This window comes from Mesorhizobium sp. M7A.F.Ca.MR.148.00.0.0 (genome assembly GCF_003997735.1).
Classification (GTDB): Bacteria; Pseudomonadota; Alphaproteobacteria; order Rhizobiales; family Rhizobiaceae; genus Mesorhizobium.
Genome location: NZ_RZTB01000016.1, coordinates 19,612 through 32,216, shown reverse-complemented (window position 1 = coordinate 32,216; position 12,605 = coordinate 19,612). Strand labels below are relative to the sequence as shown.

8 protein-coding genes are annotated in these 12,605 nt (G+C 64.7%); 6 read left to right on the top strand and 2 right to left on the bottom strand.

Annotated elements, in window-relative coordinates:
• The first annotated feature begins 85 nt into the window (after positions 1–85).
• A complete protein-coding gene (locus EOB49_RS08715; RefSeq protein ID WP_127321025.1) occupies positions 86–2,413 on the top strand; it encodes a Tex family protein in 2,328 nt (775 codons plus the stop codon).
• Here the strand turns inward: EOB49_RS08715 and EOB49_RS08710 are convergent, their stop codons facing one another.
• Positions 2,414–3,325, bottom strand: a complete 912-nt coding sequence (locus EOB49_RS08710) for a LysR family transcriptional regulator (protein WP_127380730.1) — start codon at positions 3,323–3,325, stop codon at positions 2,414–2,416.
• Positions 3,326–3,463: 138 nt separating this feature from the next.
• Between EOB49_RS08710 and EOB49_RS08705 the strand changes: the two genes are divergently transcribed.
• The 4 genes from EOB49_RS08705 to EOB49_RS08690 all read left to right on the top strand — a co-directional run bounded on the left by EOB49_RS08705 (position 3,464) and on the right by EOB49_RS08690 (position 11,502).
• Complete coding sequence (locus EOB49_RS08705; protein WP_127257792.1) at positions 3,464–4,660, top strand: acyl-CoA dehydrogenase; 1,197 nt, start codon at positions 3,464–3,466, stop codon at positions 4,658–4,660.
• A gap of 112 nt (positions 4,661–4,772) precedes the next feature.
• Positions 4,773–8,132 (top strand): transglutaminase family protein, encoded by a 3,360-nt coding sequence (locus EOB49_RS08700; protein WP_127380729.1) that lies wholly within the window; start codon positions 4,773–4,775, stop codon positions 8,130–8,132.
• A gap of 6 nt (positions 8,133–8,138) precedes the next feature.
• The gene (locus EOB49_RS08695; RefSeq protein WP_127326693.1) at positions 8,139–10,550 is read left to right on the top strand and encodes a circularly permuted type 2 ATP-grasp protein; all 2,412 of its coding nucleotides are present in this window, start codon (positions 8,139–8,141) and stop codon (positions 10,548–10,550) included.
• 67 nt (positions 10,551–10,617) lie between these two features.
• Positions 10,618–11,502, top strand: a complete 885-nt coding sequence (locus tag EOB49_RS08690) for a transglutaminase family protein (RefSeq protein WP_127270501.1) — start codon at positions 10,618–10,620, stop codon at positions 11,500–11,502.
• 58 nt (positions 11,503–11,560) lie between these two features.
• Here the strand turns inward: EOB49_RS08690 and EOB49_RS37490 are convergent, their stop codons facing one another.
• On the bottom strand, positions 11,561–11,737 hold the full coding sequence (locus EOB49_RS37490; protein WP_245463595.1) for a hypothetical protein: 177 nt from the start codon (positions 11,735–11,737) through the stop codon (positions 11,561–11,563).
• On the opposite strand from EOB49_RS37490, the gene EOB49_RS08685 reads away from it, so the two are divergent.
• Positions 11,655–12,584, top strand: a complete 930-nt coding sequence (locus EOB49_RS08685; RefSeq protein WP_245472597.1) for a glycosyltransferase family A protein — start codon at positions 11,655–11,657, stop codon at positions 12,582–12,584. The two genes, EOB49_RS37490 and EOB49_RS08685, sit on opposite strands and share 83 nt — an antisense overlap.
• The last annotated feature ends 21 nt before the right edge of the window (positions 12,585–12,605 follow it).

The window sequence follows — 12,605 nt, the reverse complement described above, 5'->3', positions numbered from 1 at the left end:
CCGCCGGGCTCATGGAAACGCGGCGGTTGGCGGACCGGACGTCTGCGCCTATGGTCGCCGCTCTTTGGACGAGAGCAGGTACGACATGGCATCCGACATCAAGCGCATTGCAGCCATCATCGCGGCCGAGATCAGCGCGCGGCCCGAACAGGCGGCCGCGGCGATCGAACTGCTCGATGAGGGCGCGACAGTGCCGTTCGTGGCGCGCTACCGCAAGGAAGTCACCGGCGGGCTCGACGACACGCAATTGCGCGATCTTGCCGAACGCCTTGCCTATCTGCGCGAACTCGATGCGCGTCGCGACACCATCCTTGGCTCGATCCGCGAACAGGGCAAGCTGACCGAGGAGCTTGAAGGCAAGATCGTCGCCGCCAGCACCAAGGCGGAACTTGAGGACATCTACCTGCCCTACAAGCCCAAGCGCCGGACCAAGGCCGAGATCGCCAGGGAGCGCGGGCTGGGGCCGCTGGCCGAAGCCATCCTGGCGAACCGCTCATTGCTGCCTGCCGAACTGGCGCTGGCCTATGTCAGCGAAGAGGTGGCCGATACCAAGGCAGCGCTCGAAGGGGCGCGCGACATCCTGTCGGAACAATTCGCCGAGAATGCCGATCTGGTCGGAAAATTGCGCAGCTACATGAAGGAGCGCGCCTTCATGCGCGCCAGGGTGGTCGACGGCAAGCAGGAAGCCGGTGCGAAATTCTCCGACTATTTCGACCATGTCGAGCGCTGGGCAAATGTGCCGAGCCATCGCGCGCTGGCGATGCTGCGTGGCCGCAACGAGGAAGTGCTGTCGCTCGACATCGAGGTCGATGCCGATGATACGTCGCCGGTGAAGCCGGTCGAGCGGATGATAGCCAATGCCTATGCCATCGGAGGCAGCCTGCCGGGTGACCGCTGGCTGGTGGAGGTGGCGGGCTGGACCTGGCGGATAAAACTGTCGCTGCACCTGACTCTCGATTTGATGCGCGACCTGCGCGAGCGGGCAGAAGAGGAAGCGATCCATGTGTTCGCCCGTAACCTAAAGGATTTGCTGCTGGCCGCTCCCGCCGGTTCGCGCGCCACTATGGGGCTCGATCCCGGCATCCGCACCGGCGTCAAGGTGGCGGTGGTCGACGGCACCGGCAAGGTGCTGACCACGACGACCGTCTACCCGTTCCCGCCCAGGAACGATGTGCGCGGCACGCAGGCGGAACTCGCCAAGCTCATCCGGCTGCACAAGGTCGAGCTGATTTCGATCGGCAACGGCACCGGCAGCCGCGAGACGGAAAAGCTGGTCGCCGAGATGCTGTCCGACATGCCGGCGGATGGTGGTCCGAAGCCCCTGAAGGTGATCGTCAGCGAGGCCGGCGCCTCGGTCTATTCGGCATCGGCGACGGCGGCGGCGGAATTCCCCGGCCTCGACGTGTCGTTGCGCGGTGCCGTCTCGATTGCCCGGCGGCTGCAGGATCCGCTGGCAGAACTGGTCAAGATCGAGCCCAAATCGATCGGCGTCGGCCAGTACCAGCACGATGTCGACCAGTACCGTCTCGGCCGCTCGCTGGAAGCGGTGGTCGAGGACGCGGTCAACGCCGTCGGCGTCGACCTCAACACCGCCTCGGCGCCGCTGCTGGCGCGCGTTTCAGGTCTCGGCGCGTCTCTGGCCGACGCGATCGTTGCGCATCGCGATGCGACCGGGCCGTTCGCCAGCCGGAAGGATCTGCTCAAGGTGCCGCGGCTCGGACCGCGCGCCTTCGAACAATCCGCCGGCTTCCTGCGCATCGCCAATGGCAGCGAGCCGCTCGATGCCTCGTCGGTGCATCCGGAGGCCTATGGCGTGGCGAAGAAGATCGTCGCCGCCTGCGGGCGCGATGTGCGGTCGCTGATGGGCGATAGTGCCGCGCTGAAGGCACTCGACCCGCGCGTCTTCGTCGACGAGCGTTTCGGCCTGCCGACGGTGCGCGACATCCTGGCGGAGTTGGAAAAGCCCGGTCGCGACCCGCGCCCAGGCTTCAAGACGGCGACCTTCGCCGACGGCATCGACGACATCAAGGATCTGAAGCCCGGCATGCTGCTTGAAGGCACGGTCACGAATGTGGCCGCCTTCGGCGCCTTTGTCGATATCGGAGTGCATCAGGACGGGCTGGTGCATGTCTCGCAACTGGCCGACCGGTTCATCAAGGACGCGCATGAGGTCGTGAAGGCCGGCGATGTGGTTAAGGTGCGGGTCGTCGACGTCGACATCAAGCGCAAGCGCATCGCGCTTTCCATGCGCAAGGATGGCGGCGAGGGTGGCGCACCGCGTGGCGGGCCACGCGACAATGGTGGCGGCAGGCCGGCACCGCGTTCGCCGGCACCGCAGCAACGTCAGCCGGAGCGGCCGGCACAGCAAGGCGCATTCGGTGCTGCCTTGGCGGATGCGCTGAAGCGGAAGTAACTACCACGCCAGAACGGCCGGCTCCTTCTCGACCTGGCCCAGCAGCCAGTCGCGAAAACTGGCGACCGGCGGATGGCCGCGCTTGTCGTGTGGGACGACGAGATAGTAGGCGCTGCGGCTTTGCATGGGCCGGCCTGGCGCCGGCACCAGCTGGCCGCGCTGCAGTTCGCCTGCAATGAGGATCAGCGGCAGCAGCGCCACGCCGAGCCCCGCCATGCAGGCCTGGGCGGCGGTGCCGAACTGCTCGAACTGCATGCCCGGTCCGGTCGGCGCGCTCAGGCCCTGATGCTCGAACCATTCGGTCCAGGCGCCAGGACGCGTCGCCATGTGCAGCAGCGGCAGGTGGCCGATATCGGCCGGTGAGGCGATGGCGCGGCCGGCGAGGAATTCGGGCGACACGACCGGCGCCACGGTTTCGCGCACCAACAGTGTCGAGTCGGCCTCGGGCCAGTCCGGCAGGCCATAGTGGATGGCGGCATCCAGCCTCTCCCTGGCGAAGTCGAAGCGGCCGACGCGGGTGACGAAATTGATGGTGATATCGGGATTGTTTTCTACGAAATCGGGGATCATCGGCATCAGCCAGCGCGTGCCGAAGGTCGGCAGAATGGCAAGGTTCAGGATGCCGCTATGCCGATTGCTCATCAATCCAAGGGCTGCGTCACGCAACTGACCAAGTGCTGAACGCACCGCCTCGGCGTAGATGTCGCCCGATGTCGACAGCCTGACATTGCGGCTGTCGCGTTCGAACAGCCGGCGGCCGAATTGATCTTCAAGCGATCTGATCTGCCGGCTGACCGCGCCCTGGGTCAAATCGAGCTCCTGGGCGGCAGCGGTGAAACTGCCCAGCCGGGCCACAGCCTCGAAGGCGGCAAGGGCGCTTATGTTGGGCAAAAGGCGGCGTTGTACACTCATGATCCATTCCTAGAGCTCATTGATCCGTGAATCAATTTCGTTTGATTTTTTCGAGACGCAGGCCGATAGAACGGGCCAACATTTTGCTTCATGCATGTCATCGTTTTGAGCGACATGCATTGGTTTGGGAGAAACGCGATGGCCGCCGACAAGAACGCATTCGTCTGGGAAGATCCGTTCCTGATCGAGGGCCAGCTTTCGGAAGACGAGCGCATGGTGCGTGACGGCGCGGCCGCCTTCGCCGCCGACAAACTGGCGCCGCGGATCGAGGACGCCTACCTCAACGAGACTTTCGATACCGCGATCTTCCGCGAAATGGGCGAGGCCGGCCTGCTCGGCATCAACATCCCCGAGGAATTCGGCGGGCTTGGTGCGAACTACGTCACCTATGGGCTGGTCGCGCGGGAAGTCGAACGTGTCGACTCGGGTTATCGCTCGATGATGTCAGTGCAGTCGTCGCTGGTGATGTATCCGATCTACGCCTATGGCTCGGACGAACAGCGCAGGAAGTACCTGCCCAAGCTTGCCAGCGGCGAGTGGATCGGCTGTTTTGGCCTGACCGAGCCGGATGCCGGCTCCGACCCGGGCGGCATGAAGACACGCGCCGAGAGGACAGCCAACGGCTACAAGCTGTCCGGTTCGAAGATGTGGATTTCCAACGCGCCGGTCGCCGACGTGTTCGTCGTCTGGGCGAAGCTGAAGGGCGAGAACGGCAAGGACGAGATCCGTGGCTTCGTGCTGGAAAAAGGCATGAAGGGGCTGTCGGCGCCGAAGATCGGCGGCAAGCTCAGCCTGCGCGCGTCGATCACCGGCGAAGTGGTGATGGAAGGCGTCGAGGTCGGCGAAGACGCGCTGCTGCCCAACGCAAAAGGCCTTGGCGGACCGTTCGGCTGCCTCAACCGGGCTCGCTTCGGCATTTCCTGGGGCTCGATGGGCGCCGCCGAGGATTGCTGGCACCGCGCCCGCCAATACGGTCTCGACCGCAAGCAGTTCGGCAAGCCGCTGGCCGGCACGCAGCTCTACCAGAAGAAGCTGGCGGATATGCAGACCGAGATCGCGCTTGGGCTGCAGGCATCCTTGCGCGTCGGGCGGCTGCTGGATGAAGGCAAGATGGCGCCGGAAATGATCTCGATCGTCAAGCGCAACAATTGCGGCAAGGCGCTCGACATCGCCCGCCAGGCCCGCGACATGCATGGCGGCAACGGTATCCAGATCGGCTACCACGTCATGCGCCACGCGCAGAACCTGGAGACGGTCAACACCTATGAAGGCACGCATGACGTGCATGCGCTGATCCTGGGAAGGGCGCAGACGGGGATACAGGCGTTTTTCTGAGCCGGCAACCGTTGCTTAAATTAGGTGCACCGCAACATCTCTGCTTGGAGAATGGTCGCCAGATGTGTCAGGGTTCAGCGAAATCGTTTGAAACGCTGAATTCCGGGGCTCCATGGCAATTCTGGCAGCTGTCTACCACCTGACCCACTACAAGTACGACCGGCCGGTGGTTCTCGGGCCCCAGATCATCAGGCTGCAGCCGGCGCCGCATTCCCGCACCAAGGTGCTGAGCCATTCGCTCAAGGTCGAGCCGGCCAACCACTTCGTCAATCTGCAGCAGGACCCCTACGGCAACTTCCTAGCCCGCTTCGTGTTTCCGGAGCCGGTGACGGAGTTGAAGATCGAGGTCGACCTCGTCGCCGACATGACGGTCTACAATCCGTTCGATTTCTTCGTCGAGCCGTCGGCCGAGGCGTTTCCATTCGAGTATCCGGAAGAAATCCGCGACGATCTCGCCATCTATCGCACGCCGGAACCCGCGGGACCCCTGCTGTCCGCGCTGCTGAACACCATCGATCGCAGCGCTGCCAACACCGTCAATTTCCTGGTCGACCTCAATGCGCGGCTGCAGCGCGAGATCGCCTATATCGTGCGCATGGAAACCGGAGTGTTCTCGCCGGAAGAGACCTTGGCCGCGAAAAAGGGGTCATGCCGGGATTCAAGCTGGCTGCTGGTGCAGATCCTGCGCAATCTCGGCATCGCCGCGCGCTTCGTCTCCGGCTATCTGATCCAGTTGAAGCCCGATCTGATCGCGCTCGACGGTCCGCCGGGAACGGCGACAGACTTCACCGATCTGCATGCCTGGTGCGAGGTCTATCTTCCCGGCGCCGGCTGGATCGGCTTCGATCCGACCTCGGGCCTGCTCACCGGCGAGAGCCATGTGCCGCTGGCCGCCACGCCGCATTTCCGCAACGCGGCTCCCATTTCCGGCATGGCGAGCTTCTCCAATGTCGAATTCGGCTTCGAGATGCGGGTCGACCGCATCGCCGAACATCCGCGCATCACCAAGCCATTTTCGGACGAAAGCTGGCAGGCCCTTGATGCGTTGGGCAACAAGGTCGATGCAGCGCTTGCCGCCGGCGACGTGCGGCTGACGATGGGCGGCGAGCCGACTTTCGTGTCGATCGACGATTTCGAGTCGGCCGAGTGGAATACCGCCGCCGTCGGTCCCACCAAGCGCGAAAAGGCGGACGAACTGATCCGTAAACTGCGCGAGCGCTTCGCGCCCGGCGGCTTTCTCCACTACGGGCAGGGCAAATGGTATCCGGGCGAAAGCCTGCCGCGCTGGACCTTTTCGCTCTACTGGCGTGCCGACGGCCAGCCGGTATGGAGCGATCCGTCCCTGATCGCACGCGAAAAGAGCGAGGCCGATATAGGCCCGAAGCAGGCCGAAAGCCTGCTCACCGCGATTGCCGGGGAACTCGGCATCGACAAGGCCATGGTCAGCGAAGCCTATGAGGATCCGGCCGAATGGCTGCTCAAGGAAGGCAAGCTGCCCGACAATGTCGATCCGTCCAACTCCAGGCTGGAGGACCCGGAAGAACGCAGCCGCATGGCGAAAGTGTTCGAACGCGGGCTGACCAAGCCGTCCGGCTATGTGCTGCCGGTGCAGCGCTGGAATAGCCAGGCATCGGATCCGCGCTGGCGCTCGGAAAAATGGAAGACGCGGCGCGGCCGGCTGTTCCTGGTACCCGGCGATTCACCCGTCGGCTACCGCCTGCCACTCGGCACGTTGCCCTATGTGCCGCCGGAGCAATTCCCCTACATCGTGCCGGTCGATCCGTCGCTGCCACGCGGACCGCTGCCCGCGCGTGAAGCCATCCTGCCCTCGGCGGCTCCGGCTGAACTGGAAGGTGCCGACGAGATGGCGCGCCGCCAGCAAGCGGCATCGTTCACCGCTGCGACCGGCCAGCAGGACCGGGTCGAGCAGGAGATCACCGAGATCGGCGGCGCGGTGCGCACCGCGCTTTCGGTCGAGCCGCGCGATGGGCGGCTTTGCGTGTTCATGCCGCCGGTCGAGGCGCTGGAAGACTATCTCGAACTGGTCGCTGCGGCCGAGAACGCGGCGAAGGCGATCGGCCTTCCCGTGCATATCGAGGGCTACGGCCCGCCTCACGATCCGCGCCTCAACGTCATCCGCGTCGCGCCTGATCCCGGCGTCATCGAAGTCAACATCCATCCTGCTTCCAACTGGCAGGATTGCGTGGCGACGACGACGGCGATCTATGAGGAAGCGCGGCAGACACGGCTTGGCGCCGACAAGTTCATGATTGACGGCCGCCACACCGGCACCGGCGGCGGCAACCATGTCGTGGTCGGCGGTGCGACACCCAATGACAGCCCGTTCCTGCGAAGGCCGGACCTGCTGAAGAGCCTGGTGCTGCAATGGCAGCGCCATCCGTCGCTGTCCTATCTGTTCTCCGGCCTGTTCATCGGGCCGACCAGCCAGGCGCCACGCTTCGACGAGGCGCGTCACGACTCGCTCTACGAGCTTGAGATCGCGATGGCGCAGGTACCGCATCCGGACCGGGGCAACGCACCCTTGCCATGGCTGGTCGACCGGCTGTTCCGCAATTTGTTGACCGACGTCACCGGCAATACGCATCGTTCGGAAATCTGCATCGACAAACTGTTTTCGCCGGACGGACCGACCGGTCGGCTGGGACTGGTCGAATTCCGCGGCTTCGAGATGCCGCCCAATGCGCGCATGAGCCTCGCGCAGCAACTGCTTGTCAGGGCGATCATTGCCCGTGCCTGGAAGAGCCCGCTCGATGGCCGCTTCGTGCGTTGGGGCACCTCACTGCACGATCGTTTCATGCTGCCGCATTATGTCTGGGCCGATTTCCTCGACGTGCTCGACGACCTCAAGCTCAACGGCTTCGAATTCAGGCCCGAATGGTTCGACGCCCAGCTCGAATTCCGCTTCCCGTTCTGCGGTCAGGTTCAGCATGCCGGCATCAAGCTGGAACTGCGGCAGGCGCTCGAACCCTGGCATGTCATGGGCGAGCAAGGCGCGATCGGCGGCACCGTGCGTTTCGTCGATTCCTCGGTCGAACGGCTGCAGGTCAAGACCGAAGGGTTGAATCCGGAGCGCCACGCGATCGTCTGCAACGGCCGCATCGTGCCGATGAAGGTCACTGACAATCGCGAAGTGGCGGTGGCGGGTGTCCGCTTCAAGGCCTGGCAGCCGGCATCGGGCCTGCATCCGGCGCTGCCGGTCAACACGCCGCTGGTCTTCGACATCTATGACCGCTGGTCGGGACGCGCGGTCGGCGGCTGCGTCTACCACGTCGCCCATCCCGGCGGGCGCAATTACGACACCTTTCCGGTCAATGGCAACGAGGCGGAAGCTCGGCGGCTCGCCCGCTTCGAACCGCGCGGCCATACGCCATCCGCCTATGTGATCCGTGAAGAACAACCGGCGGAAGATTTCCCGATGACCCTTGACCTTCGGCGGCCGGCAAGACTCTGATCAGCGATGGCAAAGGGGAATCACAAGAGGGGACGCGGCAAGCCGCAGACCCACAGCCTGCTGGAGCACTACCAGCCGATCGACGGCGTCGTCGACGAGATGGTCGATGCGTCAGGCAATCCTCGCCCGGCCTGGAAGCATTTTGTCGAGGCGCTCGAGGAACTTGGCGCTGAAAAGCTCGGCCAGCGCTTTGCCCGCGCCGACCAGTATCTGCGCGATGCCGGCGTTTATTACCGCGTCTATGACAAGGCCGGTGCCAATGAGCGCGAATGGCCGCTGGCGCATGTCCCGGTTCTCATCGAGGAGAGCGAGTGGGCCGCGATCAGCGCCGGCCTCGTGCAGCGCGCCGACCTGTTCGAGGAAACCATCGCCGATATCTACGGGCCGAACCGGTTGGTCGAGAAAGGCATCCTGCCGGCGGGATTGATCGCCGCCAGCCCGGAATATTTGCGGCCTGTCGTCGGCACCAGGCCGGCCGGCGGCCACTTCCTGCATTTCTGCGCCTTCGAACTCGGCCGCGGGCCTGATGGCCGATGGTGGGTCCTGGGTGATCGCACGCAGGCGCCGTCCGGCGCCGGTTTCGCACTGGAAAACCGCGTCGCCACCACACGCGCGCTGTCCGACATCTATGGCGAGATGCATGTGCACCGCCTTGCCGGCTTTTTCCGCCGTTTTCGCGACGCGCTGATCGGCATGGCCAAGGAAACCGACGGCCGCGTCGCCATCCTGACGCCGGGGCCGCTCAACGAAACTTATTACGAGCACGCCTACATCGCCCGCTACCTCGGCATCATGCTGCTCGAAGGCGAGGATTTGACCGTCTCCGGCAGCCGGCTGATGGTGCGCACAGTTTCCGGCCTGATGCCGATCAGCGTGTTGTGGCGGCGGCTCGACGCCGCCTTCGCCGATCCGCTCGAACTGCGCGCGGATTCGCAGATCGGCACGCCGGGCCTGGTCGAGGCGATCCGCCAGGGCGCGGTTGCTACCGTCAACGCGCTGGGCTCCGGCCTGATGGAGACGCGCGCGCTGCTTGCCTTCCTGCCCAAGATTTCACGGGCCTTGCGGGGCGAGGAATTGCTGCTGCCAAGCGTCGCGACATGGTGGTGCGGGCAAGCAACCGAACGCGCGCATGTGCTGGCCAACATCGATCGCATGGTGATCGGGCCGGCGCTGTCGACGAGGCTTGCCTTCGAGGACGACGATTCAACGAAGCTAGGCTCGGCTCTGTCGGCCGGGGAGCGGGCGGAACTGGTGGCGCGCATTGAACGTGATGGCGGCGATTTCGTCGGCCAGGAAGCGGTGACGCTTTCGACGACGCCCGTCTATGTCGGCGGCTGGCTGGAGCCGCGGCCAGCGAGCCTGCGCGTCTACCTGGCGCGAACGCCGGAAGGCTGGACGGTGATGCCGGGCGGTTTTGCCCGTATCGGCCTGTCGCTCGACCCGACGGCGATCGCCATGCAGCGTGGCGGCCAGGCGGCGGATGTCTGGGTTGTCAGCGACAAACCGGTGGAGCGCGAGACGCTGCTGCCGCAAGAAGGCGACAGTTTCAGCCGCACCAGGCCCGGCAGCCTGCCCAGTCGCGCGGCGGAGAACCTGACCTGGCTCGGCCGCTATATCGAGCGCTCGGAAGACACGGTGCGTATCCTGCGCGCCTACCATGTGCGGCTGGCCGAAACCTCCGACCCGGATATGCCGCTGCTCGCCGACATCAGGGATTATCTCGAACCTTTCGGCATCGATGTGGAGACGGCGATCCCGTCAGGGCTGATCGGCACGCTGGATAGTGCGGTCTACAGCGCCGGGCAGATCCGCGACCGCTTCTCGCCCGATGGCTGGCTGGCGCTGAAGGACCTGTCGAAAACCATCCATCAGTTCGCAACGACGGTCGCGCCCGGCGACGACGCGACCCGGGCGATGACGGTCATCCTGCGCAAGCTCGCCGGCTTTTCCGGCCTGCTGCACGAGAACATGTACCGCTTCGCCGGTTGGCGCTTCCTCGAGATTGGCCGCCGGCTGGAGCGCGGTATCCAGATCTCCCGCACGCTGGCGCGGCTGACCAGCGCCAAGGCGCCGGACGGCGCGCTGGACATGATGCTGGAGATCGGCGACAGCGTGATGACCCATCGCCGCCAATATCCGGTGCAGGCCGGTCGGCGCACGGTGATCGACCTGCTGGCGCTCGATCCGCTTAACCCGCGCTCCATCCTGTTCCAACTCGAAAGGTTGAAGGCCGAAATCGGCCTGTTGCCGTCGCTCGGCGGGGAGGGGCAAATGTCGCCGGCGGCGAAGGAAATCCTGCAGCTCAACACCCAGATCGCCATCAAGGAGCCTTCGGATATGACGGCAAAGGCGCTGGACGACCTCGCCTATGAAATCGGCGGCCTCTACAACAGCCTCGCCAAAGCCTATTTCGGCTAAGCAGGTTCCGCAAAAGTGTCGCACGGGTTTTGCGACAAGAACCTGCGCAAAGGCAGAAAAATAGAACATGCTCTACGACATCAGGCTTCATCTGCATTACGATTACGCTGCGGCGGCCGGCGGCGGTCGTCATCAGGTGCGCGTACTGCCGTCGACGATATCAGGCGTGCAGCGTGTCATCGCCGCATCCCTGTCCTTTGCGCCGGCACCCAACGAGCGTTCTGACTTTTCCGATTTCTTCGGCAACAACGTGACCTCGATCGCCTTTCGCGACGCGCATGACGCGCTCGACATCAGGATGAGCGCCCGCGTGTCGGTGTCTCGGCCCGAGCCCGGGCTCGACGTGTCGCCCGATATCGCCCGGCTGAGGCAAGAGCTCGCCGCGATGCGGTCTCTGGCACCTGATGCACCGCACCACTTCCTGACGGCCAGCACCCATGCCGGCATCGACGATGCGATCACCGCTTACGCACGCGACAGCATCGCCGGCTCTGCCGCCGGCACGGCCGTGAGCCTGTGCAATCGCATCCATCGCGATTTCACCTATGACGGCGAAGCGACAACGGTGCGGACCCGGGCCAGTGATGCCTTCAAGTTGAAGCGCGGCGTCTGCCAGGACTTTTCACACATCATGATCGCCGGCCTGCGCGGGCTCGGTATTCCGGCCGGCTATGTCAGCGGCTTCTTGCGCACCATCCCGCCGAAGGGCAAGCCCCGGCTGGAAGGCGCCGATGCCATGCATGCCTGGGTCAAGGTCTGGTGCGGGCGCGATGCGGGCTGGCAGGAATTCGATCCGACCAACGGCATGCGGGCCAGCAACGACCATATCACCGTCGGCCACGGCCGCGACTATTCGGACGTCGCGCCGATCGTCGGCGTGCTCAAGACCACGGGGGGACAGGTTGGCGAGCAAGCTGTCGACGTCATTCCGGTCGTGCTCGAAAGAGCCTGAAGCAGGTCGTACACGCAGCGGTATTTGCGCCGCAATTCGGGATGGACAAGACTGCTTCTCAAATACCGATGCGGCCGCTAGTCTGTATTCGTTTCGGGGTGACGGTAGTTGTATCCTCAAGCGCATGGCGCGAGGTTTTGTAATTGAGAGCAATCAGCGTCGTCATTCCTGCCTGTAACGCGGCGGCGACCATTGCTGCAACGCTGGCGTCGCTACGCAGCGAGGCCGAGATCATAGGCGAGATCTTGCTGGTCGACGATGCGTCGACCGATAGTACGGCAACCATCGCGCGGGAGGCCGCGGCACAACTGTCGTTGCCGCTGCGTGTGCTGCCGGCCAATTGCCACGATGCCGGCGGTGCCCGCAACGTGGCGTTGACCGAAGCGGTCCATCCCTGGGTCTACCTGATCGACGCCGACGACCTACATCTGCGGGGCGGATTGCGCGCACTGCTCCGCAAGGCCCGGGAGCAGCCGGAGGCCGACATGATCGTGGGTGCATACCGGCGACGGGTGAACGGCCAGGATCGGCAGATCAAGGTGCCGAACGGCTACCGGGCCGCGTGCCTGGCAAATGCTTCGGCCTATGTGAAAGGCGACATACGGTCGGTCGCCGTGGGCAGCGTCCTGGCATCTCGAGCCCTGATCGGCGAGACGAGGTTCCCGGTCGGATTGGCCTATGATGAGGACACGCTGTTCTGGGCGCGGCTGATGAGCAAAGCATCGCTCGCCATGGTTTCGCAACCCGTCATGGTCTATGAGGTTTCGCCGATGCGTTCCGATGACCGCTTTGCCCTCAACCCGGTACGGCGCTTCCTGGATTGGCGCCGACAATTGCGCACGCTTACCGACTGCAACATCCCGATGTCGGCGCTCAAGGCCAGGGAAGGGCTTGTCGCCCTCAAGATCGCCCGGGTCCACTATGCGCGCGGCGATCTGGACACCGCGGCACGCTTCCTAGCGGTGGCCGCGGCCGCGCCGAAGCGGCGCTCAGAAGCTTGGCGCTGCCTGCGCTACAGGTTCAAGCTCGCGGCGCGGCGGCGTTTGTCGGCGCCGCCGATCCAGCTGCAGGGCGCTCTGTAGGCGCCAGCCAACACGATATCG